Source organism: Corallococcus sp. AB045 (assembly GCF_003668895.1).
GTDB classification, from domain to species: Bacteria; Myxococcota; Myxococcia; order Myxococcales; family Myxococcaceae; genus Corallococcus; species Corallococcus coralloides.
Genome location: NZ_RAWN01000153.1, coordinates 1 through 24,182, shown reverse-complemented (window position 1 = coordinate 24,182; position 24,182 = coordinate 1). Strand labels below are relative to the sequence as shown.

At 70.3% G+C, this 24,182-nt stretch carries 20 protein-coding genes; 8 read left to right on the top strand and 12 right to left on the bottom strand.

What is annotated here, in order from left to right; translation table 11 throughout:
- The first annotated feature begins 124 nt into the window (after positions 1 to 124).
- Positions 125 to 2,290 (top strand): glycosyl hydrolase family 18 protein, encoded by a 2,166-nt coding sequence (locus tag D7Y21_RS29545; protein ID WP_121717123.1) that lies wholly within the window; start codon positions 125 to 127, stop codon positions 2,288 to 2,290.
- Positions 2,291 to 2,357: 67 nt separating this feature from the next.
- Here D7Y21_RS29545 and D7Y21_RS29540 read toward each other — a convergent pair whose 3' ends face one another.
- Complete coding sequence (locus tag D7Y21_RS29540) at positions 2,358 to 3,107, bottom strand: 1-acyl-sn-glycerol-3-phosphate acyltransferase (RefSeq protein WP_121717127.1); 750 nt, start codon at positions 3,105 to 3,107, stop codon at positions 2,358 to 2,360.
- Positions 3,108 to 3,352: 245 nt separating this feature from the next.
- On the opposite strand from D7Y21_RS29540, the gene D7Y21_RS29535 reads away from it, so the two are divergent.
- A complete protein-coding gene (locus tag D7Y21_RS29535) occupies positions 3,353 to 4,246 on the top strand; it encodes an oxidoreductase (protein ID WP_121717121.1) in 894 nt (297 codons plus the stop codon).
- Between the two features lie 4 nt (positions 4,247 to 4,250).
- Here D7Y21_RS29535 and D7Y21_RS29530 read toward each other — a convergent pair whose 3' ends face one another.
- The 3 genes from D7Y21_RS29530 to D7Y21_RS29515 form a co-directional block, all read right to left on the bottom strand.
- A complete protein-coding gene (locus tag D7Y21_RS29530) occupies positions 4,251 to 5,102 on the bottom strand; it encodes an alpha/beta fold hydrolase (RefSeq protein ID WP_233612322.1) in 852 nt (283 codons plus the stop codon).
- 425 nt (positions 5,103 to 5,527) lie between these two features.
- The gene (locus D7Y21_RS29520; RefSeq protein ID WP_233612323.1) at positions 5,528 to 6,313 is read right to left on the bottom strand and encodes an SAM-dependent methyltransferase; all 786 of its coding nucleotides are present in this window, start codon (positions 6,311 to 6,313) and stop codon (positions 5,528 to 5,530) included.
- Between the two features lie 164 nt (positions 6,314 to 6,477).
- Entirely contained in the window at positions 6,478 to 7,038 is a 561-nt protein-coding gene (locus D7Y21_RS29515) for a NifU family protein (RefSeq protein ID WP_120567408.1), read from the bottom strand.
- Between the two features lie 140 nt (positions 7,039 to 7,178).
- Here D7Y21_RS29515 and D7Y21_RS29510 point away from each other — a divergent pair, with 140 nt between their 5' ends.
- From D7Y21_RS29510 to clpA, 4 genes are all read left to right on the top strand, one after another.
- Complete coding sequence (locus tag D7Y21_RS29510; protein ID WP_120567409.1) at positions 7,179 to 7,619, top strand: hypothetical protein; 441 nt, start codon at positions 7,179 to 7,181, stop codon at positions 7,617 to 7,619.
- Between the two features lie 63 nt (positions 7,620 to 7,682).
- Positions 7,683 to 8,843, top strand: coding sequence for a GNAT family N-acetyltransferase (locus D7Y21_RS29505; protein ID WP_121717117.1), 1,161 nt, complete (start codon positions 7,683 to 7,685; stop codon positions 8,841 to 8,843).
- 62 nt (positions 8,844 to 8,905) lie between these two features.
- A complete protein-coding gene (locus tag D7Y21_RS29500; RefSeq protein WP_014399347.1) occupies positions 8,906 to 9,232 on the top strand; it encodes an ATP-dependent Clp protease adaptor ClpS in 327 nt (108 codons plus the stop codon).
- 3 nt (positions 9,233 to 9,235) lie between these two features.
- Entirely contained in the window at positions 9,236 to 11,518 is a 2,283-nt protein-coding gene (gene clpA / locus D7Y21_RS29495) for an ATP-dependent Clp protease ATP-binding subunit ClpA (RefSeq protein WP_121717115.1), read from the top strand.
- Between the two features lie 67 nt (positions 11,519 to 11,585).
- On the opposite strand, the gene D7Y21_RS29490 is transcribed toward clpA, so the two are convergent.
- The 8 genes from D7Y21_RS29490 to fabI form a co-directional block, all read right to left on the bottom strand.
- Entirely contained in the window at positions 11,586 to 13,205 is a 1,620-nt protein-coding gene (locus D7Y21_RS29490) for a methyl-accepting chemotaxis protein (protein ID WP_121717113.1), read from the bottom strand.
- A gap of 97 nt (positions 13,206 to 13,302) precedes the next feature.
- Positions 13,303 to 14,370 (bottom strand): chemotaxis protein CheB, encoded by a 1,068-nt coding sequence (locus D7Y21_RS29485; protein ID WP_120567412.1) that lies wholly within the window; start codon positions 14,368 to 14,370, stop codon positions 13,303 to 13,305.
- Positions 14,367 to 16,544, bottom strand: coding sequence for a hybrid sensor histidine kinase/response regulator (locus tag D7Y21_RS29480; RefSeq protein WP_121717111.1), 2,178 nt, complete (start codon positions 16,542 to 16,544; stop codon positions 14,367 to 14,369). Before D7Y21_RS29480 ends, D7Y21_RS29485 begins: the two co-directional genes overlap by 4 nt.
- On the bottom strand, positions 16,534 to 17,076 hold the full coding sequence (locus D7Y21_RS29475; protein WP_120567414.1) for a chemotaxis protein CheW: 543 nt from the start codon (positions 17,074 to 17,076) through the stop codon (positions 16,534 to 16,536). Before D7Y21_RS29475 ends, D7Y21_RS29480 begins: the two co-directional genes overlap by 11 nt.
- Positions 17,073 to 18,305 (bottom strand): protein-glutamate O-methyltransferase CheR, encoded by a 1,233-nt coding sequence (locus D7Y21_RS29470; RefSeq protein ID WP_121717109.1) that lies wholly within the window; start codon positions 18,303 to 18,305, stop codon positions 17,073 to 17,075. Before D7Y21_RS29470 ends, D7Y21_RS29475 begins: the two co-directional genes overlap by 4 nt.
- Positions 18,302 to 19,168 (bottom strand): response regulator, encoded by an 867-nt coding sequence (locus D7Y21_RS29465; RefSeq protein ID WP_120567416.1) that lies wholly within the window; start codon positions 19,166 to 19,168, stop codon positions 18,302 to 18,304. Before D7Y21_RS29465 ends, D7Y21_RS29470 begins: the two co-directional genes overlap by 4 nt.
- A gap of 5 nt (positions 19,169 to 19,173) precedes the next feature.
- Positions 19,174 to 19,551, bottom strand: a complete 378-nt coding sequence (locus tag D7Y21_RS29460) for a response regulator (protein ID WP_120567417.1) — start codon at positions 19,549 to 19,551, stop codon at positions 19,174 to 19,176.
- 161 nt (positions 19,552 to 19,712) lie between these two features.
- Entirely contained in the window at positions 19,713 to 20,546 is an 834-nt protein-coding gene (gene fabI, locus D7Y21_RS29455; RefSeq protein WP_120567418.1) for an enoyl-ACP reductase FabI, read from the bottom strand.
- 312 nt (positions 20,547 to 20,858) lie between these two features.
- Here fabI and D7Y21_RS29450 point away from each other — a divergent pair, with 312 nt between their 5' ends.
- Both D7Y21_RS29450 and D7Y21_RS29445 read left to right on the top strand, forming a co-directional pair.
- On the top strand, positions 20,859 to 23,741 hold the full coding sequence (locus tag D7Y21_RS29450; protein ID WP_121717107.1) for a 2-oxoglutarate dehydrogenase E1 component: 2,883 nt from the start codon (positions 20,859 to 20,861) through the stop codon (positions 23,739 to 23,741).
- Positions 23,731 to 24,182: biotin/lipoyl-containing protein (locus tag D7Y21_RS29445; protein ID WP_121717105.1), on the top strand; the 452-nt coding region annotated here is incomplete at its 3' end. The genes D7Y21_RS29450 and D7Y21_RS29445, both read left to right, overlap by 11 nt.

Genomic DNA, 24,182 nt, shown 5'->3' with positions numbered 1-24,182 from the left:
CCCCTCCCCCGCCCGCCAATTCCGGCGCGGCGACAGGGCGACCGGGGGCCCCCTGCCACGCGCCGCGAGCAGGGGGATGCGGTTCCCCCGGCCCCGCCCTTTTCACCTGGCCGCAGGAGAGAACTTGAGAAGGCAGCTCATTGGGTTCCTCGTGGCGTTGGGCGCCATGCACACCGGCTGCGGTGGCGCGCCGGACTTCACGTCCACCGCGGGTGACGACGACTCGCTGGGGATGTCCGGGGACGCGCTCGCGAGCGCGACCACGATGTTCGACGACGCGCTCGGCTCGGGCTGGCAGGACTGGTCCTGGGCGACGCACAGCCTCAGCGCGACCCGGCCCGTGTACGCGGGCACCCGCTCCATCTCCGCGACGTTCGGCCCCTGGACGGGCCTGTACTTCCACCACGCGGGTGTGCCCACCACGGGCCAAGGCTTCGTGGAGTTGCAGGTGAACCCCGGCGCGACGGCCAACCCCGCCATCGCGCTCTACGCGAGCGTGGGCGGCGTGGCGAAGCCGCCCGTGGCGCTCAACCCCACCTGTGCGGGCGGCACCATCAAGGCCAACGCGTGGACGCTGTGCCGCATGCCGCTGTCCACGCTGGGCGCGGCGAACACCACCCTGGATGGCCTGGTGGTGATGGAGAACGCGGGCCGCAAGCTGGCCACGATGTACTTCGACAACGTGCGCCTGGCGGCGAGCACCACCGCCCCTTCCGCGCCCACGGCCCTGAAGGCCACGGGCTCCACCACGGACGTGGCCCTCACCTGGGGCACGGTGACGGGCGCCACGGGCTACCACGCGTATCGCGCCACGTCGCAGACGGGCACGTACACGCGGCTCACCTCCACGGCGCTCACCGCGGCGTCCTACAAGGACACCAGCGCCGTCGCGGGCACGACGTACTGGTACGCCGTCACCGCGCTGAACACGGCCGGTGAGAGCGCGAAGTCCACGGCGGTGTCCGGCAAGCGGACCTCCCCCACGGGCGTGAGTGTCAGCGTCACCCCCACCACCGCGACGCTGTCCCTGGGCGGCGTGCAGACCTTCACCGCGACGGTGACGGGCAGCACCAACACGGCCGTGACGTGGAGCGTCCTGGAAGGCTCCACGGGCGGCACCGTCACCTCCAGCGGCACGTACACCGCGCCCCGGACGGCGGGCACGTACCACGTCGTGGCCACGAGCAACGCGGACACGACGAAGAAGGCCACGGCGGACGTGGTGGTGACGGGCCCGGTGGGCACCACCAACAAGTGGGTGTCCGGCTACTACACGGGCTGGAACGCGGATGACTACCCGCCGGAGAAGGTGGACTTCAGCGCGCTCACGCACATCATGGTGGGCCGCGTGACGCCGAACACGGACGGCACGGTGGACGCCATCTTCGACAACTCGAATGGCTCCGCCATCGCGAAGACGCTCTCCACCCGCGCGCACGCGGCGGGGCGCAAGGCCATCATCATGGTGGGCGGCGCGGGCGAGCACGCCAACTGGGTGGGCGCGGCCTCTTCCGCCAACCGGGAGAAGTTCGTCCAGAACCTGCTCAAGACGATGGACGACCACGGCTACGACGGGCTCGACATCGACTGGGAGCCGGTGGAGGAGGTGGACAAGCCGAACCTGCTCGCGCTGGTGCAGCGGCTGCGTCAGGCGCGCCCCAACATGCTGCTGACGTTCCCCATCGGCTGGATCAACAACAACTTCGCCTCGGACGCGTCGCTCAAGTGGTACCCGCAGCTGGCCCAGTACCTGGACCAGGTGAACGTCATGTCCTACGAGATGATTGGCGTCTGGGGCGGTTGGGATTCGTGGTTCACGTCCGCGCTCAAGGGCGAGTCCGGCACCCACCCGACCTCCGTGGAGTCCAGCCTCAAGGCCTGGGTGGCCGCGGGCATCCCCAAGGAGAAGCTGGGCATGGGCATCCCGTTCTACGGCCTCGCGTGGCGGCACATCACCGGCCCGCGCCAGCCCTTCACGGACTGGTCCGACTACGTGGGCGGCGACAACTCCTTCACGTACAAGAAGATCCTCGCGCTCTCCAAGACGGGCAAGCTCCAGTGGGACGCGGCGGCGCAGGCCAACTACGTCACGTTCGACACGCCGGTGGAGGACGGGACGGTGCGCTGGATTACGTACGACGGTCCGGAGGCCATCCAGGCCAAGGGCCAGTACGCCAAGGCCAACGGCTACGGCGGCACCATCATCTGGACCATCAACCAGGGCTGCATCGACCGCGCGACGGGCGACAACCCGCTGCTCACCGAGGTCAAGAAGGCGTTCCTCCAGTAACCGGGACGGCTTGAAGCCAGACGGCCGCGTGGGCACCCGCCCGCGCGGCCGTTTTCGTTCGCGGTGCCTAGGCGGAAGGCGGCACGGCGGAGGGCGGAGCCGTGGGCGCCACCGGATCCGGACCGCCGGCATAGACGCCCTGGTAGGCGGGCGGCAGCAGCGCGGCCACCCGGCGCATCATCGCGTCCACCAGCGCCTGGCGCGCGTCGGAGGAACCGGACACCTCCGGCTCCAGGTCCTCCATGCGGAAGGCGGGCCCGAAGGTCACGGTGACGTCTGCGTGGAAGAGCCGCTCGCCGCCCATGTCGGAGTCGTTGATGGGCATCAGCTTCTCCGTGCCCGTGAGCGCCACCGGGACAATGGGCACGCCCGCGCGCTTCGCGATGAGCCCCACGCCCTTCTTCGCCTGGAGCAGGCCGCCGGAGCGGCTGCGGCCCCCTTCCGGGAAGATGAGGACGGACTGGCCGCCCTTGAGCAGCTCCACGCAGCGGCGCAGCGCTTCGATGTCCGGCGAGTTGGGCGTGATGTCGATGGTGTCCATCGTCTCCGCCGCCAGCCGGGTCATCACGGTGCCGTGCAGCTTCACGCCCGCCAGGAAGACGACGCGCCGGGGACGCAGCGCCCGGTAGAGCGTGAAGCCGTCCGCGTTGGACAGGTGGTTGCAGAGGAAGAGGCAGGGGCCGTCCGGCAGGTCCTTCAGGCCGTACACCTTCGCGTGGGACAGCCGGCCCCACACGCCATGCATCAGGCCGCGCACGACATGGCGGCGCAGTCCGTAGGGGAGCAGCGACATCAGGGCGAAGAGAAGTCGAAGCACGGGCCGGCCCACGTCCTTTCCGGATGCCCCTGGTCACCAGGGGGAGTGATGGCTGGACGTCCTTCTGGAAGATGTAGTCCTGCCCGGTGGGGTGGGTCAGCGGTCCTCCGGGAGCGCTGGCCCACTCGCCTGCCCTTTCGTCTTCCAGCCAACGAAGGGCCCCCCCCGTGGTCCGGGTGCGGAAGGGCGCGCCGCCCGCGAGCACGTCCGCGCGGCCCCGCACCCCGCGTGTTATGGGGAGCCGCATGAGCGCCGAAGCCACGCCCTCCCGAGCGAAGCGGCCCGTCGAGTACGAGGCCACCATCACCGACCTCCGGATGGAGACCCACGACACGGCGACGCTGTCGCTGGAGCTGGACGCGAGCGCGGGGCCGCTCGACTACAAGGCAGGCCAGTTCATCAACATCGACCCGCACCAGTTCCGGTCGCTCGCGCAGCAGTGCGCGTACCTGCAGGAGCAGAAGGGGCGCAAGGAGCCGCCGCGCTCGTACTCGCTCGCCTCCGCGCCGCACGAGCGGCACGTGGCCATCACGGTGAAGGACGAGGAGTTCATCCCCGGCGTCACCCGCTACCCGCCGCTCCTGTCGCCCCTGCTGGTGCACGGGCGGCTGGTGGGCGCGAAGCTGAAGGTGACGGGCTTCATGGGGCCGTACGTGCTGCCGGACGACGTGACGGAGCGGGCGGACCACGTGCTGCATGTGGTGGCGGGCTCCGGCGCGGTGCCGAACTTCGCCATCGTGAAGGACGCGCTGCACCGCGGGCTGAAGCTGCGGCACACGTTCCTCGCGTCCAACAAGACGTGGGGGGACATCCTCTACCGCGAGGAGCTGGCCGCGCTGGAGCGGGCGGCGCCGGACCGGGTGCGGGTGGTGCACACGCTCACGCGTGAGACGGATGAAGCGAAGTACGGCCCCCAGGTGCGCAAGGGCCGCGTCGCGGAGGCGCTCCTGCGCGAGCTGATTCCCGCGCCCGACACCTGCCTCGTGTACGTGTGTGGGCCCGCCATCACCCCGTGGGACCGGCGCAAGGCGCTGGAGACGCGCACGCCCGCCACGCCGCGCTTCATGGAGGCGGTGCTGGGCCACCTGCACGAGCTGGGCATCCCGGACAAGCGCATCAAGCGCGAGGCCTACGGCTGACGCATCAGTGCGTCGTGACGTCCACGGGAGGCAGCTGGTCGAGGAACGACAGCACGTGCTCGGCCGTCTCACGGGGCTTCTCCATCGGGAACAGGTGCGAGGCGAGCGGCAGCGTGTCCACCCGCGTGCGCTTCATCTCACGCTCCGCCCGCGCCAGCGCGTCGGGAAGCAGCGTGTCGGAGCGCTCGCCGCGCAGCACCAGCGTGGGCGCCATGTTGGCGCGGATGAGCTTCCACGGATCCGAGGGGAAGGTCTCGAAGATGCGGGCCTCCCACTCGCGCGGGAAGCGCAAGCGGAAGTCGCCCGCCTCCGTGGGCAGCAGCCCGTGCGTGATGTAGTCGCTGAAGCAGTCCGCGTCCCAGTCCTTGAACAGCTTGCGCTGGCGGTACGCGGTGGCCGCCTCCTCACGCGTCGCCCAGCGCTCCCTCCGCCGCAGCGCGCCCTGTACGATGGCGGTTCGGTCCATGCGGCCCAGCAGCTTCATCAGGCGCAGCCCCCACAGCCGGGACCCGGTGATGAGCACGGGGTCCAACGCCACCACCGCGCGGAACAGCCCCGGGTTCGCGGCGGCGGCCATCAGCGTGCTCGTGCCGCCCACGCTGTGCCCCACGCCCAGCACGCCAGAGCGCCCCCGCGCCTTCAGCTCGCGCGCCAGGTCCTCGCCCAGCTCCTTCCAGGTCGTGAGCGCCTTCGGGTCCTGGCCCGGCACCAGCGGACGCATGCGCAGCGACACCACGTGGTAGCGGGTCGCGAGCCGCGTGAAGAGCTTCCGGTACGTCTCCGGAGGAAAACCGTTCGCGCAGGCGAAGTGCAGGAGCGGCCCGCTCCCACCCCAGTCATCCAGCTCCAAGGCCATGCCCCTTCCCATCAACACCCTCCACCGCGTCGCGGCGGAGGGACTTCACGGCTCGCCCCACTCGTATCCGGTGCCCTGACAGCCACCGGCCGGCCCCATCCCGGGACGAGACTCCGTACCCCGACATTCAGACACCGCGAACGCCGCCCTGGGTCCTGCCGCCGAGCCCGACCTCCGGCATTGACGTCATCCTGACCGGGACCCCTGACGTGCCCACGTCCTCCGACATCCTCCCGGAGGCTTCCTCAAGGAACCCGGCCCCCTGGAATGTCTTCCCGTGCGCATCGCCCGGGCGGAGGGCATGTAACGCCTGCCCGGCCGCCGCGCACGGCCGGGGGGCGTCCTTCCCGGTGGGGGGGAACACGCTTCCCCCTCCCGTGAGGTCGCCTGCCTCGCCCTACGGTCCAGGTGGGGTCCGCTTGCGTTCAGGATTCGGACGGCGCCGCGGGCGCTGCGTCCGGCATGGGCTCCGCGTCCGGCGTGGGCTCTGGAGCCAACTCCGACGCCGTCGTGGACGACTCCTGCGCACCACCACCGGCCGCGCCCGCGGGCGTGATGCCCAACAGCCGCGTCAGCCGGGGCTGTACGCCCGTCTCCGCCAGCAGCGCCTGGAGCTGCAGCCGCGCGCGCCGGTTGTCCCGGTGGACGCGCCGCCCGAGGATGAGCTCGTTCTTCAACGAGTGCTCCCACCCGGTCAGCTCCGTCACCGTCACCTGGTAGCCGTACGCCTCCAGCGTCAGCGCGCGGATGACGTTCGTCAGGTGAGAGCCGAACTCGCGCCGGTGCCACGGGTGCTGGAAGAGCAGCGACATGGAGCCGGCCGGCTTCGCCTTCTTCTCCTTCAGCTGCGCGGCCACCTCCGCCTGGCAGCACGGCACCACCGCCACGTGGTCCGCGCCGTGCTTGATGGCCGCCACCAGCGCGTCGTCCGTGGCGGTGTCGCACGCGTGCAGCGCCATCAGCACGTGGATGCGCTCCGGGTACTCCGCCGCGTCGATGTGCGCCGTCTGGAAGCGCATCCGGTCGAAGTGCAGCCGCTCGGCGCGGCCCTTCGCGCGCTCCGTCAGGTCCGGCCGCCCTTCGATGGACAAGAGCTCACCGCCCGCCGCGTCCTTCAAGAACAGCTCGTAGACGACGAAGCCCAGGTACGCGTTGCCGCTGCCCGCGTCCACCACCAGCGGGTTCGTGTGGCGCGTCTGCACGTCCTCCATGGCGGGGCGGAGCAGGCCCACCAGGTGGTTGACCTGCTTGAGCTTGCGCAGCGCATCCGCGTTGAGGTTCCCCTCGCGCGTGAGCAGGTGCAGCTCACGCAGGAGCGCTTGGGACTGGTCCGGGAGCAGCTCCTTGCGGACCTGCGGCGCCTTGACGTTGCGTCTCAGACGGACACCACTTCGGTGACCTCCGGGATCATCTCCCGGAGCCGGCCCTCGATGCCCATCTTCAGCGTCGCCGTGGACGACGGGCAGCCCGCGCACGAACCCTTCATGTGCAGGTACACGATGCCGTCCTCGAAGCGGTCCAGCGTGATGTCACCGCCGTCCTGCGCCACGGCCGGGCGGATCTCCTCGTCCAGGATGAACTGGATGCGCTGCTCCACCGTGCCGTCCGCGGACACCGTCTGGCGCGCCGCCGCGACGGCCGCCTCGTCCACCACCGGCAGGCCTTCCGACAGGTGCGTGTCCAGCGTGGACATCACGGAGTCGTTGAGCTCGTCCCACTCGCCGGACTCGCCCTTCGTCACCGTGACGAAGTTCGTGCCCAGCATCACCGCCGTCACGCCCTGGATGTCCATGAGCCGCAGCGCCAGGGGCGACTTCGCCTGCGCTTCGTCCCGGTTGGTGAAGTTCACGGCGCCACCCCCCAGCAGCTTGCGGTCCACCACGTACTTCAGCGTGCTGGGGTTGGGGGTCCACTCGAGCTGGATGTTCACTGACATGCTGTTCTCCCTACGAAAGTCCGCTTCCTCTAAAGGGCGCCGGGCCCCATAGCAACCTGTCCGGCTGTCAGGCAAACGCCCCGCGCTGGCCATTCACTCCGGATGGAGCCCGACCCGTCACCGATGTAAGACATGGCCCCATGCCCTACCCGCCCCGCCTCGCCCACCTCGCCACCAAGGCCGTGGTGGTGGCCAAGCTGAGCCCCACCTACGCGGACGCCCACCGCGTGGACGCCGAAGAGGCCTCCCAGCGCCTCTCCACCGCCCTCTCCGGGCGCCTGCTGACCTCCCTTTTGGAGGCCACCTGGACGCAGATGCTCGGGGGCACGAAACGTCTCAAGGAAGAAGGCCTCCTGGAGAAGGTGGCCGCCACCCTGAGCGACCGGCCCCAGCGGCCAGGCAAGGTCGCCACCGTGACGGCCGGGTGGAGCGCCTTCCTCATCCTGGTGGACCTGGAGGTGGGCACCGCCAGCGACGCCGCCCGCCGGGTCATGGAGTCGGACGAGGGCCGCAAGCGCGCCGCCGCGGGGCTCATGGAGGTCGCCGGCTTCCTCGCCCAGGAGCTCACGCGCGGCAAATAGGGCGGCCCGCCGGTCGTGGCGGCAGCCGCCACCCGCCGTTATAGGCTGGCGCTCGCCACGTCCATGTCCGCCCCGCTCCCCACCACGCTGCGCCTGCTCACCTCCATCACCGACGTTCCCGCGTCGGCCTGGGACGCGCTCGTGGACCCGGGGTCGGTGCCGTTCCTGGAGTGGGGCTTCCTCGCCGCCCTGGAGGAGAGCGGCAGCGTGGTGCCCGAGCGCGGCTGGCACCCGCGCCACCTCACCCTCTGGCGGGGCTCACGCCTGGTCGCCGCCGCGCCCGCGTACTTGAAGAACGACAGCCACGGCGAGTTCGTCTTCGACGCCGCCTGGGCCACCACCGCCGAGCGCGCGGGCATCCGCTACTACCCCAAGCTCGTCCTGGGCGTGCCCTTCACGCCCGCCACCGGCCGCCGCGTGCTGGTGGCCCCCGGCGAGGACGCCCCGTCCCGCGAGGCGGAGCTGTACAGCGCCGCGCTGGAGTACGCGCGCGCGGAGGGGCTCTCCAGCGTCCACGTCCTCTTCCCCACCCCGGAGGAGCTGCCGGTGCTGGAGGCGCAGGGCTACGCGCTGCGCCTGGGCGTGCAGTACCTGTGGCGCAACGCGGGCTACCGGACGTTCGAGGACTTCCTCGGCCGCTTCCGCTCCAAGCGGCGGCACCAGATTCAGCGTGAGCGGCGCGAGATGGAGGACCAGGGCATCACCCTGCGCACGCTCCGGGGAGACGCGCTGGAGGAGGTGGACGCGGCCTGCGCCCACCAGCTCTACGTCTCCACGGTGGACCGCTACCCGTGGGGCGTGCGGTCGCTGACCGAGGACTTCTTCGCCCGCCTGCTCGCCAGCTTCAAGCACCGGTGCGAGTTCGTGGAGGCCCGGCGGGAAGGCCGCAGGGTGGCGGGCGCGTTCAACTTCACCGGGCCGAGCACGCTGTACGGCCGTTATTGGGGTGCGCTCGAGGAACATCCGTTCCTGCACTTCAACGTGTGCCTCTACCACCCGGTGGAGGACTGCATCGCCCGGGGCCGCGAGCGCTTCGAGCCCGGAGCAGGCGGCGAGCACAAGCTCACCCGGGGTTTCGAGCCGCACCTCACATACAGTGCGCATCTGTTCCTTCACCCCGGCCTGGACCGGGCAGTGCGCGGCTTCCTGGCGCACGAGCGGGCAGCCGTCGAGAGCGGCCTGCCGCTGTGGTGGGCGGAGACGGGTTTCAAGGAGCGGGTCTGAAGCGGTTTCAAGCAGGGCCCGCCAATGGTTCGCGAAGCGAAGGCAAGGGAGTCCGCAAGCCCATGGCTCAGAAGCACCAACACGATGACGGCCAGGTCGTCACGGAGGCCGTCCCCAAGCAGAAGCTGAAGAGGCCGACGCTCTACAAGGTCCTCCTGCACAACGACAACTACACCACGCGCGAGTTCGTCGTGGCCGTGCTCAAGGAGATCTTCCACAAGTCGGAGACGGATGCCGTGCAGATCATGATGCACGTTCATTACAACGGCATCGGTGTGGCGGGCGTTTATACCTACGACGTCGCCGAGACGAAGCTCAAGACAGTGGAGGCCGCGGCGAGGGACAACGGGTTCCCCCTGCGGCTGTCCATGGAACCCGAGGAAGGCTGAACCGTGGCAGGACCATCGATTGCCAAAGAATTGCAGGCCAGCTTCCGCACCGCGCTCGACGAGGCGCGGAAGATGCGTCACGAGTACCTGACCCTGGAGCACCTGCTCCTGGCCCTCACCCGTGAGTCGCGCACCCGCGAGGTGCTCAAGGGCTGCGGCGCGAACGTCAAGCGCCTGCAGGAGAACCTGACCTCCTTCCTGGAGGAGACGGTCGAGCGCCTGCCCGACGACGTGGACGCCGAGCCGCAGCAGACCATCGGAGTGGAGCGCGTGCTCCACCGCGCCGCCATGCACGCCCTGTCCGCCGAGCAGAAGTACATCGACGGGGGCGACGTGCTGGTCGCCATGTTCCGTGAAGAGGAGAGCCACGCGCTCTACCTGCTGCAGCAGGAGGGCGTCACCCGCCTGGACCTGCTCAACTTCATCTCCCACGGCACCACCAAGGACGGCGAGTCCGAGGGCGAAGCGCGCCCCACCCCCGCTGGTGACGACGAGGACGGCGAGTCCCAGAAGAAGAGCCCGCTGGAAGCGTACGCCGTGCAGCTCAACGTGGAGGCGAAGGCGGGCCGCATCGACCCGCTCATCGGCCGCGACAAGGAGCTGGAGCGCACCATCCAGGTGCTCTGCCGCCGCCGCAAGAACAACCCGCTCTACGTGGGTGAGGCCGGCGTGGGCAAGACGGCCATCGCTGAAGGCCTGGCGCTCCACATCACCGAAGGCCGCGTGCCGGAGGCGCTGAAGGACGCGGTCGTCTACTCGCTGGACATGGGCGCGCTGCTCGCGGGCACCAAGTTCCGCGGCCAGTTCGAGGAGCGCCTGAAGGGCGTGCTCAAGGCGCTCCAGGAGCTGCCGGACGCCATCCTCTTCATCGACGAAATCCACACCATCGTCGGTGCCGGCGCCACGAGCGGCGGGTCCATGGACGCGTCCAACCTGCTCAAGCCGGCGCTGGCTTCGGGCCGGCTGCGCTGCATTGGCTCCACGACGTTCCAGGAGTTCAAGGCGTCGTTTGAACGCGACCGCGCGCTGTCCCGCCGCTTCCAGAAGATTGAAGTGGACGAGCCCAGCGTGGAGGACACCGTCAAGGTGCTGGAGGGCCTGCGCAGCCGCTACGAGGAGCACCACCACGTGAAGTACGGCGAGGGTGCGCTCCAGGCGGCGGCGGAGCTGGCGGCCAAGCACATCAACGACCGGTTCCTGCCGGACAAGGCCATCGACGTCATCGACGAGGCCGGCGCCGCGGAGCGGCTCAAGCCGGAGGGCGTGCGCACGGGCGTCGTCTCCGCGCACGACGTGGAGCAGGTCGTCTCCAAGATGGCCAAGATTCCGGCCAAGAGCGTGTCCGCGAGCGAAGGCATCCAGATTCAGAACCTGGACAAGGAGCTCAAGGGCGTCATCTACGGGCAGGACAAGGCCATTGAAGAGATGGTGGGCGCCATCAAGCTGTCGCGCTCCGGCCTGCGCGCGCCGGAGAAGCCCATTGGCAGCTTCCTCTTCTCCGGCCCCACGGGCGTGGGCAAGACGGAGCTGGCGAAGCAGCTGGCGCAGAGCCTGGGCGTGGAGTTCCTGCGCTTCGACATGAGCGAGTACTCCGAGAAGCACACGGTGAGCCGCCTCATCGGCGCGCCTCCGGGCTACGTGGGCTTCGACCAGGGCGGCCTGCTCACGGACGCCGTGCGCAAGCACCCGTACGCGGTGCTGGTGCTGGATGAGATTGAGAAGGCCCACCCGGACCTCTTCAACATCCTGCTCCAGGTGATGGACCACGCGACGCTCACGGACAACAACGGCCGCAAGGCGGACTTCCGCAACATCATCCTCATCCTGACCACCAACGCGGGTGCGCAGGAGATGAGCACCAAGGCCATGGGCTTCGGTGACACCAGCGTGGTGGTGGACGGCTCGCGGGCGAAGAAGGCCATCGAGCGCACCTTCACGCCGGAGTTCCGCAACCGGCTGGACGGGTGGATTCTGTTCTCCGGCCTGCCCCCCGAGGTCATCCTCAAGGTCGTGGACAAGGAAGTGCGCCTGCTCCAGAAGGTGCTCGACGAGAAGAAGGTCAAGCTGGAGCTCACGCCCGCCGCCCGCGCGTGGCTGGCCGAGCACGGCTACGACCCCGCCTTCGGTGCGCGCCCCATGGCGCGGCTCGTGGACAACACCCTCAAGAAGCCGCTCGCGGAGGCGCTGCTGTTCGGCTCCCTCAAGAGCGGTGGCGTGGCCCGCTTCGACGTCGTGGACGACGCCGTGAAGCTCCAGGCGGAAGCCACCGAGGCCGTGCCGGCTTAAGGCGCCACGGAGTGAATCATCCGAGGCCCCGGGCCCCCTTCATGGGGACTCGGGGCCTTCGTGTTTCCTACTCCGGCTTGGACTCGACCTTGTACGCACCCACGGCGCTGGAGAGCTGCTCGGAGATGATTTGCAGCGTGGTGGCCGCCTCACCGGTGGAGCCGATGCGGGCCACGGTGTCGTCCATCATCTTGGACAAATCATTCACCGCCAGGGTGATTTGATTGATGCCCACGTTCTGCTGATTCACCGCGGCGGCGATCTGCCGGACGGCGGCGGCGTTGTCCTGGACGATGGAGGACAGCTCGCGCAGGTTCTGCCCGCTGTCGCGCACCTGCGCCAGGCCCGCCTCCATCCGCTCCGCGCCGCGCTCCGTGATGCGCACCGCGGCGGTGACGGAGTTGGCGATGTCGTCCAGGAGCTCCCGCACCCGCGTGGTCGCCTGGATGGACTGGTCCGCCAGGGCGCGGATTTCGCGCGCCACCACGCTGAAGCCCTTGCCGTGCTCACCGGAGCGCACCGCTTCGATGGCCGCGTTGAGCGCGAGCATGTTGGACTGGTCCGCCAGGTCCTTCACCGTCTGGGTGATGCCGCCAATCTGGCGCGTGCGCTCACCCAGCTCCAGGATCTTCTCCGCGATCTCGCCCACCTGCGCGCGGATGTCGTTGAGGCCCGCCATCGTCTGCTCGATGGAGGCCTCGCCCGCCTTGGCCAGGGAGTCCGCGCGCTCGGCGACGCTGAGCACGCTCTCCGCCTTCTGCGCGGCCAGCGTGGACGTCTGCTTGATTTCCTGCGCCGTCACCTGCGTCTCCTGGAGCGCGGCGGCCTGGCGGGAGATGGTCTGCGCCTGCTCGGTGGAGGACGCGTTGAGGTGGTCCGTGGACTGGGTGAGCGCGGTGGCGGCGTGCTGGAGGTTGACCGTCACCTCGCGCAGCTTGCCCACCATCTGGGAGAAGGAGTTGGACAGCCGCCCCACCTCGTCGTTGCCGCGCGCCTGGATGGGGCGGGTGAGGTCGCCGGACGACACGATGTGGCCCGCCACGGACGTGAGCTCCGCCAGCGGCCGCACGATGCTCCGGCCGAACAGCGCCGCCAGCACCACGCCGCCCGTCACCAGCAGGAGCGCGAACGCCAGCATCTCCCAACGCAGCGCATCCACCCTCGCGTCGATGAACTCGCGCGCCATGCCCACGTGCACGGTGCCCAGCCGCCCCTTCTCCGCCACGGCCGCCGCGACATCCAGCGCGCGCAGCGTCTTGCCGCCGCGAAGGATGCGCACCTCCGGCACCACGCGCGTGCGGCCCTTGCCCACTCCGGGCTGCGCGTCGAGCGCGGCCTTCAGGTTCTCCGGGAAGGCGCCCTGGAACGAGTGCACCAGCACGAAGCCCGTGGGGTCCTGGATGAAGATGTAGGCCAGGTCCTCGCGCTCGCGGAACGTCTCCAGCAGCGGCTGGAGCGAGCCCATGCCCGCGGACACGCCCTGCTCCGCCGCGATGGCCAGGCTCAGCGCCACGGCCTCACCCTCGCTGGCGTGGCGCTCCTCCAGGTTGGACTCCAGCTGGCGGGTGGCGATGAGGGTGAGCAGCAGCGCCACGGAGGCGCTGATGACGGCCGTGACGAGCACGAACTTCGGCGCGAGCCCGAGCCCGCGCAGGAAGGAGACAGGGTGCGCGGCGGAGGGCTTCAAGGGAACACTCCCGGGGTGGCGTCTTCAAGCGGCCGGCGGGCGGCCCTCCGACGCCAGGGACAACGCAGGCGACTGCGGTTCGTGGGTGGGAAACGGCTCACCGGGGCCCCCCCTCCGGGCCACGGGAAGGACGGAACGACGGACGCTGACAGCTCTGCAGGATGAGGTCCGCCACCAGCGCGAGCGGAGTGCCCCCATCCGTGGCCTTCAACTCCACGGCGGCGCGAGGCATGCCGTAGACGACGCTGGACGCCTCGTCCTGAGCCAGGGTGACGCCCCCGGCCTGACGGATGGCCAGCAGGCCCCGCGCGCCGTCCTCGCCCATGCCGGTGAGCACGGCGCCGCCGCTGCGCCGGCCGTACGCCATGGCCAGCGAGTTCAGGAGCACGTCCCCGTTGGGACACGGACCGCCGTGGCTGCGCTGCAGGCGGGCCAGCCCGATGCTGTCCACCAGCAGGTCATGGCCATCCAGCGGGAAGTACACGCGCCCCGGCTCCAGCCGCTCGCCGTCGCGCGCCACGCCCACCTGCAGCTCGCACACCTGGGACAGCCAGCGCACCATGCCCTGGGTGAAGCCCACGGTGATGTGCTGCGCGATAAGCATGGGCACCGGCAGGTCGCGGGGCAGCTTGGCCAGCACCTCCGCCAGCGCGGGCGGCCCACCGGTGGAAGCGACGACGCCGAACACGTCCACCCGCGCCCCGCTGGGCATGGGCGGCGGCGCCACGACGCGCGGACGGCGGGAGATGACGGGCACCTCCGCCATCAGGCACACGGAGTGGGCCAGGTCCCGGCCCCAGCGGCGCAGCTCCTCCGCGTTGGTGACGTTGGGCTTGCCGATGAGCTCCAGCGCTCCGGCGCTCATCGCCTGGAAGCCCAGGTCCACGCCGCGCTGCTCCGCCACCGCGCTCACCACCAGGATGCGCGCGGGGGCCTGGGACATGATGTGCCCGATGGCCGCCGGGCCATCCAGGCCGGGCAGCAGCAGGTCCATGGTGATGACGTCCGGGCGAAGCAGGCGCGCCAGCTGCACGGCGCGGTTGCCGTCCCCCGCCCGGCCCACGACCTCGATGCGCGGCTCCTCCGTGAGCAGCGCGGTGAGGGTGTTGGCCATGGTGGGCGAGTCATCCACCACGAGCACGCGAATGGGCTTCTTCGAGCTCACGCGCGGCTCCCCCTGCGGCTCATCACGTCCAGCACCTCCGCGAGCAGGCGGCCCGCGGCGCACTCGCGCTTGCTGAGGAAGCCGTCCGCCCCGGATGCCAGGCCCCGCTCGCGCGCCACGGTGCTGTCGTGCGCGGAGACCAGGATGACGGGCAGCGTGCGTGTGTCCTTGCGATCGCGAAGCCGCGCGATGAGTTCGATGCCGTCCATCTCTTCCATGTCCAGGTCACAGATGACGACGTCGTAGGTGTCCGCCTGCAGCCGCTCCAGCGCCCGCGCCCCGCTGGCCGCCAGGTGCACCTGGAAGCCACCGGCCTCCAGCATCGCCCGGTGCAGCGCGCGCGCGGTGAGCGAGTCATCCACCACCAGCGCCCGCCGGCTCACCGCGGACACCGTCACCTTCTCCGAATCCGACACCACCCAGTCCGGACGGAGGATGAGCAGCAGCTCACCCCGGCTGAGCGTCGCCGCGCCCTGCCAGGCCGCCACCTCACGCACCTCCGACGGCAGCGGGCGGATGACCAGGTCCCGGTCCCCCACCACCGCGTCCACGCCCAGCGCCACGCGCTTGCCGCCGCTCTGCACGATGAGCAGCGGCTGGCCTTCCGCGGGCGGAGACGACGCGCGCAGCCCCAGCCGCGCGCCCAGGTCCACCACCGGCAACAGCTGCCCCTGGTGTTCCAGGTGCGTGCGGCGCTTGCCCACGCGCAGCATGTCCGGGCGCGCCAACTGCGTGGACTCCACCGCCAGCATGGGCAGGCCCACGAACTGCTCCAGCGCGCGCACCATCAGCACCGGAGAGCTGCCCAGGTCCACCGGCAGGGTCAGCACGAAGCGCGTGCCCTGCCCGCGCGTGCTCGACACCTCGATGCGGCCCTGCAGCGACTCCACCGTGGCGCGCACCGCGTCCAGGCCCACGCCGCGCCCGGAGGTGTCCGTCACGTCCGAGCGCGTGCTGAAGCCCTCGCGGAAGATGAGCTCGCGCACCTGGTTGTCGTTGAGGCGCGCCACCTCCTCCGCGGTGACCAGCCCGCGCTTCTCCGCGGCCTTGCGCACCTGCGCCAGGTCGATGCCGCGCCCGTCGTCGCTCGCCTCCAGGTACAGGAGGTTTCCCTGCTGCTCCACGCGCAGCGTGAGCGCGCCCTCGTGGTGCTTGCCGGCCTTCTCGCGCTCGGCGGGCATCTCCAGGCCGTGGTCCACGGCGTTGCGCAGGATGTGCACGAGCGCGCCCTGGAGCTTCTCCAGCAGGCGCCGGTCCAGCGACACCTCCGCGCCCACCACCGACAGCCGCGCTTCCTTCCCCAGCTGGCGCGACAGGTCGCGCACCATGCGCTGCAGCGGGTCCAGGATGGTGCGCGTGGGGCGCGTGGTGATGGCCTTGAGGCCATCCTCCAGCGCGTCCACGACGTCGCTCGTCTCCTCGCCGTCGGTGCGCAGGGAGCGGCCCGTGCCGGACAACAGCGTGCGCGCCTCCGCGGTCTCCGCCAGCAGGCCCTGCTTCGCGAGCAGCGAGGACACCCGCTCCAATTCCCGGCTGCGCTCCTCCACCCGCAGGCGCACCTCGCGCAGGCGCTCCACCTCGCGCATCAGCGACGTCACCTGGTTCGCGCTCACGCGCCACCCGGCGTCGGAGGACTCCCCCACGGGCTCCGGCGACGACAGCGCTTCGGCCGGGACAGGCGGGGTGCCGGCCGCGGGGGGCGGGCCACCGGCCACGACAGGCTGCGCCTGAGCGAAGGCGCCCCCCGGCAGCACCGCGGCCTCCTCCGGGGGCGGCGCGGCGGAGACCAGCTGGGCCAGCGCGGCGGCGGGGTTCGGCAGGTCGTCCCCGCGCCCGTCCGCGTGCGCCTGGGCGCGCAGCATGAAGAGGTCCAGCCCGTGCAGCAGCACGTCCACCACCGGGCGCGGCATCTTCTGCGTGTGCGCCTTGAGCGGCGCCAGCGCGTCCTCCAGCTTGTGGGCGATGTCGCCCAGGTCCTGGAGCCCCAGCGACGCGGCGCTGCCCTTCAGCGTGTGCAGGTGCCGGCCCAGCCGCGTGTAGATTTTCGCGAGCGCGTCGTTCTCCAGCCCCTCGCGCTCCAGCTCCAGCAGGTCCATGGTGACCTTCTGGATGACCTCCTGGGCCTCCACGGCGAAGCCCGCCACCAGCGGCTGCAGCATCGGATCAACGGGCATGTCGTACTCCCCCGTCGGACCGGCCGAACAGGCGCTTCGGGTCGATGAGGTGGATGAGCTGCCGGTCGTGGGTGAAGACCTCCACCACCGGGCCCTCCGCACGGGCGCGCGCGGCCTCCACGGACGCGAGCGGCAACGTGGTGGGACGCGGAATCGCCTCGCAGTCGAGCGCGCACAGCTCGCCGTCGCCCCGGTCCACCACCAGCAGCACGGCAGGATCCTGCCGCCACCCGTGGCCGCCCAAGAGCGACGCCAGGCTCAGCGCGGACAACACCTGCCCCTGGAAGCGCAGCACGCCAATCACAGCGGGCGCGGACAACGGCACCGGCGTCACCATGCGCAAGGGCAGCGCGGCGCGCAGTGACTCCAGCGGCAGCGCGTAGCGCTCCTCGCCCAGCGGGAACTCGGCGATCCAATGGACCGCCTCCTCCACCGTCGACTCGCCCTGCTCGCGCAGGCGCGCGGCCCGGCGCGCGAGCAGGTCCCGCGTCTCCGACTCCAGGGTTTCGTCCACCAGCGGCGTCGCCTTCATTCCAGCGCCCCCAGATTCAGGTAGGCGTCAGCGGACGCCAGATAGAAGCGCGCGGGCAGCGCCTCCGGTCCATCCACCAGCGTGTCCGGTGGCAACTGCCCCGCCCGCGTGCGCAACGCGCGCATCAGCGGGAAGGCCGCGTCCCGGGAGCCCGCGCGCTCGCGCAGGAGCGCCAGCTCCAGGAGGCCCGGCAGGTAGTCCGGCGCCTGCTTCACGAGCAGCTCCAGCACCGCCGTCGCTCCGGCCACGTTGCCCTCTTCGATCCGCTCCAGCGCCTGCAGGTGCATCCGCGCGGGCGAGGGCGGCGGGGACGGCGGCGGCGCGGGCAACACCGGCATGGGCGCGGACAGCCGCCGGGGCGCGGGCGTCATGCGCGGCACGGGCACGGGCTGCGTCGTGGGCAATTGCGCGAAGGTGCGCTCCTCCGGGCGGGGCTTGCGGAAGGCCTGCAGCTCCGGAGGCCCCTCGCGCGTGAGCCCCGGCGGCGCGCGGTCCACCTCCACCGTGCCCAGGAACAGGAGGCCCCCCGGCACCAGCGCCCGCGCCAGGTGGACGATGGCCGCGTCGCGCGCGGACGGAGAGAAGTACGTGAGCACGTTGCGGCAGAGGATGAAGTCGAACTGCCCGAAGCGCTCCGGCAGCGGCGCCAGCAGGTTCGCCGGAGCGAAGCGCGTCACCTTCCGCACCTCCGGGAGGATGGACACCTGCCGCCCGTTGAGCAGCTCGTAGACGGGGTGCAGCGCGGGGGCGGACTCGCGCCGGGACCACGCGCCGTAGGTGCCGCGCCGCGCGGCCTCCAGGCTGGCCTCATGCAGGTCCGTGCCCACCACCTCCACCGGCATGCCCGCGGGCGCGCACGCCAGCAGGCACGCGGCCAGCGAATAGGTCTCCTCGCCGGTGGCGCACCCGGCGCTCCAGCCGCGCAGGTGCATGGCGCCGTGGCGCAGCGCGGTCGGAATGCCCTCCTGCGTGATGTAGCGGAAGTGCTCCGGCTGGCGGAAGAAGTACGTCTCCCCCACCAGGACCGCGCGCACCAGCGTGTAGGCCAGCGGCGAGCCCAGCTGCTGCAATTCGCTCAGGACCTCCGTGGGCACGCGCCCCCGGGCCAGCTCCGCCCGCAGCACGCGCTCCACCGCCTCCTGGGCGATGGCGTCGTCCCGGAAGCCGGTGGTATCCGCCACCACTTCCCGGGCACGGGCCAGAAGCCTCGGGTCGAGCCCCGCACTCATGCGCTCCGCTCTTCCTCCACCGGCGCGAGCAGCGCGGGCAGGTCACGCAAGAGTCCCCGCCCGATGAACACCTTCGGATCCAGGATGGGCAGCGCGCGGCCGCCCGTGCGCAGCATGCCCACGAGCCCTTCCTGCAACAGCCCGTGCTCGGCGCCGCCCACCTTCTCCCGCCGGTCGATGTCGCTCGCCTGGAACTCCTCCGGGTCCTTCACCGTGTCCACGGTGAGCGCCAGCGACACACCCTCCGTTTCGATGACCACCAGCATCCGCTCCGCGATGGACACCTTGTGCTGCACGCCCAGCCGCAGCGCCACGTCCAGCACGCACACCGCCTTGCCGCGCAGCTCCACGTACTCGCGCAGGTAGGACGGCCCCGTGGGCAACGGCCGCGTCAGCGGCTGCAGCAGGACCTCCTTCACGGAGTCCAGCGGCACGGCGAACTCGCGCTCGCCCACGTTGAGCCGCAGCAGCAGCAGGGCCCCGGAGCGCGAGCGCCGGCGCGCGTTCTCCAGCGCCTCGCCCACACGCAGGAGCAGCTCGTCCGCGCGGAAGGGCTTGGCCAGGAACGCCTCCGCGCCGAAGCCCAGGCACGCCTCCGCGCGCTGCTTCTCCGAAGAGATGATGATGACCGGGATGTCCGCCGTGCCCACGTCCGCCTTCATCCGCTGGAGCACTTCGTCCCCGTCCATCTCCGGCATGGACAGGTCCAGCAGCACCGCCGCCGGGTGCAGCCGCCCCACCTTGTCCAGCGCCTCACGGCCATTGCTGGCCGTGTGGATGGTGTAGTGCCCGGAGAGGATGGCCCGCTCCAGCGCCAGGATGGCGTCGCTGTCATCCACCAGCAGCAGCGTCGGCAGGCTCACGGTCGTCAGCCCCCGCTCAGGAACTGACGCACCGTCTTGGTCAGCTCGTCGTGCGACACCGGTTTCTGGATGAAGGCGTTGGCCCCCGCCGCCGAACCGCGCTGGCGCAGGTCCTCTCCCTTCTCCGCAGTCAAGAGGATGACCGGCACCTTCTGCACCTGCGCCTGAGCGCTGGCGCGAACCTCCTTCACGAAGGTGATGCCATCCATGTTCGGCATGTTGATGTCGGCGATCACAACGCTCACCGGTACCAACCGCAACAGCTGTAGCGCGCGCTGCGCGTCCTCCGCCTCCACGATGCTGACCTTGAGGTTCATCAGGTAGATCTTGAGGATGTTGCGGACGGTCGGGCTGTCGTCCACCAGCAAGACGTTGGTGCTCACTGTGCCACGGCTCCTCGCGCAGGCTCCGCGGAGTGCGGGATGCGCCTGCGCTGCATGGGTGATCCTACCGTGAGCGCTCCGACGGGCGGAAGCGGGGGGCCCCCGTCCGCCGGGAAGCCTGGCAGGCGAATGTCTGGACTTTCCAGGAAGGTTGGATGGCCTCAGCCTTCCTTGGGCGTGGGGTTCGCGGGGACCCCTTCTGGCGGTGCTTCCACCGTCTCCACCGGGGGTGCGCCTACCGCGTGATAGCCACCGTCGACGTGAATCATCTCTCCAGTGGTGGAGGAGAGCCAATCGGACAGAAGTGCACAGGCCGTCTTCGCCACGTGGTCGTGGCTGTCCTTGTCGCTCCAGCCCAGCGGCGCCTGCTTGCCCCAGTACTGCGCCAGCGCCTTGAAGCCCGGGATGCCCTTGGCCGCCACGGTGGCGAGCGGCCCCGCGGCGAGCGCGTTCACCCGGATGCCCTTGGGCCCCAGGTCGCGCGCCAGGTAGCGCACCGTGGACTCCATGGCCGCCTTGCACACACCCATCCAGTCATAGATGGGCCACGCCTGCCGGTTGTCGAAGTCCAGCGCCACGATGGAGCCGCCCTGTGTCATCAGCGGCGCGCACGCCACCGCCAGCTCCTTCACGGAGAAGGTGGAGATGCGGAACGCGGTCTGCGCGCTCTCCCACGGCGTGTTGAGGAAGTTGCCGCCCAGCGCGTCCTCGGGCGCGTACGCGATGGCGTGCAGCACGCCGTCCACGCGGCCCCATTTCTGCCGCAGCGCCTCCGTCAGCGCCGGAAAGTGCGCCGGGTTCGTCACGTCCAGCTCCAGCACCTCCGTGCCGGGCTTGAGCCGCTTCGCGCTGCGCTCGGTGAGGGACTTCGCCCGGCCAAAGCCGGTGAGGATGACCTCCGCACCCTGCGCGATCGCGTGCTCCGCGACACCAAAGGCCAGCGACTGCGGGGTGAGCACGCCGGTGATGAGCAGCTTCTTGCCCTGAAGGAGCATGTCGGTACGTTCTCGGAAGAAGTGAGTGGAAAGAGGGGGCGAGTGCTTACCACTCCTGAACCGCCGTAGGGGCCCCCGGCCCCCGTGTCCCTTTTGCCTCGGATGTACGTCTGTTCAGCATGCCAGGGAGCCTGGCATCTCTTTTGAGCTCCTCCCAGCTGGGGGAATCCGGTGCTCGGTGAAGCTGGGCTCACGCGGGGCATGATTCCTTCTGCTCCTTGAGTGAAGACAGTCAGCCGGGCATGACGCGGTTCAACAAACCTGGGCGAAAACCCCCAAACGCGGCGCCCATCCAGTAAAAGACCCCCCGCCATGGCGAATTTCCAGGACAGCTTCCTCTCTGGTGCCAACATCGACTTCATCGAGGGGCTCTATGCCCGCTTCCTCGATGACCCCGGCAGCGTGGACGCAAGCTGGCGCGAGGTGTTCGATCGCAACAACGGCACGGGCCGCCCCATCTTCAACACGAAGCTGCTGGAGGCTCCGACACCCGCCGCACCGGAGGGCAAGGGCAAGGGCAAGGCGAACGTCGCCGCCGCCGCGCAGGCCGCCGCCGCGCCGCAGGCTTTGGTCGCTCCGGCGCAGGACATCGGGCTGCAGTCGAAGGTGGATCAGGCCATCACCGCCTTCCGCCTGCGCGGCCACCTGCGCGCGCACCTGGATCCGCTGCAGCGCCCGCGCCCGCAGCTGGGCCACGTGGCGGACGTGGCGCTGATGGATGAAAACCACTTCGCGCCGAAGGAGCTGGAGCAGGCGGTGGAGTGCAACAACGTCTTCCCGCAGCAGCGCGTGCGCCTCTCGGAGCTCGTCACGCGCCTGCGCCGCACGTACTCCGGCCCCATCGGCGTGGAGTTCATGCAGATGCTCGACAGCGAGCGTCGCCGCTGGCTCATGCAGCGCATGGAGCACAGCGAGAACCGCACGCCGTTCTCCGTGGACGAGCAGCGGCACATCCTCACCAAGCTGTCGTACGCGGAGGGCTTCGAGCACTTCCTGCACACGAAGTACGTGGGCGCCAAGCGCTTCAGCCTGGACGGCGGCGAGTCGCTCATCCCCATGCTGGACGCGATGCTGGAGGTGGGCAGCGGCATGGGCCTGAAGGAGCTGGTCATCGGCATGGCCCACCGCGGCCGCCTCAACGTGCTGACCAACATCCTGGGCAAGAAGCCGGATCAGATCTTCAGCGAGTTCGACGGCCCCAAGGACCCCAAGGCGTACCTGGGCCGCGGCGACGTGAAGTACCACATGGGCTTTTCGTCGGACCACGCCACGCGCTCTGGCAAGCACGTGCACCTGTCGCTGGCGTTCAACCCCAGCCACCTGGAGTGCGTGGGCCCCGTGGTGGAGGGCCGCGTGCGCGCCAAGCAGGACCGCGGCGGGGACACCGAGCGCACCGGCGTGGTGCCGCTGCTCATCCACGGCGACGCGGCCTTCATCGGCCAGGGCATCACGTCGGAGACGCTCAACTTCTCCGGACTCAAGGGCTACACCACGGGCGGGACGATCCACATCGTCATCAACAACCAGGTGGGCTTCACCACCGACCCGTCGGACTCGCGCACCAGCATCTACTCCACCGCCATCGCGCAGATGCTGGACATCCCGGTGTTCCACGTGAACGGGGATGACCCGGAGGCGTGCGTCCACGCGGCGCGGCTGGCGGCCGAGTACCGCCAGACGTTCAAGAGCGACGTGGTCATCGACCTCATCTGCTACCGCCGCTACGGCCACAACGAAGGCGACGACCCGTCCTTCACCCAGCCGGCGATGTACGACCTCATCCGCAAGCACCCGCCGGTGCGCGCGCTGTACGCGAAGACGCTGGCGGAAGGCGGCCGCATCACCACGGAGGAGTCGGACGCGCTCAAGCAGCGCTGCTTCCAGGACTTCGACGCGGCGCTCACCCGCGCCCGCCAGGAGAGCCAGTTCAAGGAGCCCAACGCGCTGGAGGGCCTGTGGAAGACCTACAAGGGCGGCCTCTTGAAGAACGCGCCCCAGGTGTCCACGGCGGTGGCCAAGCCCACCCTGCGTGACGCGCTCCTGAAGCTGGCCACGGCGCCGGAGGGCTTCAACGTGCACCGCGACGTGGAGCGCACGGTGCTCAAGAAGCGCCAGGGCATGCTGGAGAGCGAGGAGCTCCAGTGGAGCGAGGGCGAGTCGCTGGCGTACGCGACGCTCCTGGCGGAGGGCTACGGCATCCGCCTGTCCGGCCAGGACAGCGAGCGCGGCACCTTCAGCCACCGCCACGCGGTGCTGCACGACACGCAGACGGGCGAGGAGTTCACGCCCCTGCGCCAGTTCGCCACCGGCAAGGCGACCTTCAACGTCTGGAACAGCCCGCTGTCGGAGATGGGCGTGCTGGGCTTCGACTACGGCTACAGCCTGGACGTGCCGGACGGCCTCACCCTGTGGGAGGCCCAGTTCGGTGACTTCGCCAACGGCGCGCAGATCATCATCGACCAGTTCATCGCCGCGGCGGAGAGCAAGTGGCGCCGGCTCTCCGGCATCACGCTGCTCTTGCCGCACGGCTACGAAGGCCAGGGCCCGGAGCACTCCAGCGCGCGCCTGGAGCGCTTCCTGGACCTGTGCGCCGAGGACAACCTCCAGGTCTGCTACCCCACCACGCCCGCGCAGATCTTCCACCTGCTGCGCCGCCAGGTGCTGCGCCCGGTGCGCAAGCCGCTGGTCATCATGTCGCCCAAGAGCCTCCTGCGCCGTCCGGAGGCGACCAGCCGCATGGACGACCTGGCCACGGGCGCGTTCCAGGAAGTGATTCCGGACGCGAAGGCGAACGCCGCGAAGGTGAAGCGGCTGCTGCTGTGCAGCGGCAAGGTCTACTACGACCTGGCCAAGGCCCGGGACGAGCGCAAGGACGACTCCATCGCCATCGTGCGGGTGGAGCAGCTCTACCCGTTCCCGCAGGACGAGCTGTCGAACCTGGTGGCGAAGCTGCCGGCGCTCCAGGAGCTGTACTGGGTGCAGGAGGAGCCGCGCAACGCGGGCGGCTGGCACTTCATGTTCCCCCGCCTGCACGACCTCCTTTCCGGCCGTTCGCAGCAGCAGACGGTGAAGCTGGGCTACATCGGGCGCGCTGAAGCCGCCAGCCCCGCAACCGGTTTCACGAAGACGCACGATTACGAGCAGCAGCTCATCATCGAAGAAGCCATCCTCCGAGGACCCCAGAATGGCCGTTGAACTGAAAGTCCCTCCGCTCGGCGAATCCATCACCGAGGCCGTCGTCGGCAAGTGGAACAAGAAGCAGGGTGAGTCTGTCACCGCGGACGAGCCGCTCGTCGTGCTGGAGACCGACAAGGTCACCATCGACGTGCCGGCTCCCGCCGCGGGCAGCGTCGCGTCCATCGCCTTCAAGGAGGGCGACAAGGTCCGCGTGGGTGACGTGCTGGGCACCATCGAAGCGGGTGCCGGCGCCGCCGCCTCTCCCGCCGTGGCCGCCGCCACGCCCGCGCCCGCCCAGGCCGCGGCGCCCGTGTCCACGCCCGCCGCCGCGGCTCCGGCCGGCAGCGACACGCGCATCACCCCCACCGCCAAGAAGATGGCGGAGGAGAACCGGGTGGACGTGGGCCAGCTGAAGGGCTCCGGCACCGGTGGCCGCATCATGAAGGAGGACGTGCAGGG

Excerpts from the sequence above, each read along its gene's own strand:
- D7Y21_RS29535 (WP_121717121.1), top strand. The coding sequence starts at position 3,353 with ATGAGCGCCGAAGCCACGCCCTCCCGAGCGAAGCGGCCCGTCGAGTAC.
- D7Y21_RS29530 (WP_233612322.1), bottom strand. The coding sequence starts at position 5,102 with ATGGCCTTGGAGCTGGATGACTGGGGTGGGAGCGGGCCGCTCCTGCAC.
- D7Y21_RS29520 (WP_233612323.1), bottom strand. The coding sequence starts at position 6,313 with ATGGAGGACGTGCAGACGCGCCACACGAACCCGCTGGTGGTGGACGCG.
- D7Y21_RS29515 (WP_120567408.1), bottom strand. The coding sequence starts at position 7,038 with ATGTCAGTGAACATCCAGCTCGAGTGGACCCCCAACCCCAGCACGCTG.
- D7Y21_RS29510 (WP_120567409.1), top strand. The coding sequence starts at position 7,179 with ATGCCCTACCCGCCCCGCCTCGCCCACCTCGCCACCAAGGCCGTGGTG.
- D7Y21_RS29505 (WP_121717117.1), top strand. The coding sequence starts at position 7,683 with ATGTCCGCCCCGCTCCCCACCACGCTGCGCCTGCTCACCTCCATCACC.
- D7Y21_RS29500 (WP_014399347.1), top strand. The coding sequence starts at position 8,906 with ATGGCTCAGAAGCACCAACACGATGACGGCCAGGTCGTCACGGAGGCC.
- D7Y21_RS29480 (WP_121717111.1), bottom strand. The coding sequence starts at position 16,544 with ATGCCCGTTGATCCGATGCTGCAGCCGCTGGTGGCGGGCTTCGCCGTG.
- D7Y21_RS29475 (WP_120567414.1), bottom strand. The coding sequence starts at position 17,076 with ATGAAGGCGACGCCGCTGGTGGACGAAACCCTGGAGTCGGAGACGCGG.
- D7Y21_RS29470 (WP_121717109.1), bottom strand. The coding sequence starts at position 18,305 with ATGAGTGCGGGGCTCGACCCGAGGCTTCTGGCCCGTGCCCGGGAAGTG.
- fabI (WP_120567418.1), bottom strand. The coding sequence starts at position 20,546 with ATGCTCCTTCAGGGCAAGAAGCTGCTCATCACCGGCGTGCTCACCCCG.
- D7Y21_RS29450 (WP_121717107.1), top strand. The coding sequence starts at position 20,859 with ATGGCGAATTTCCAGGACAGCTTCCTCTCTGGTGCCAACATCGACTTC.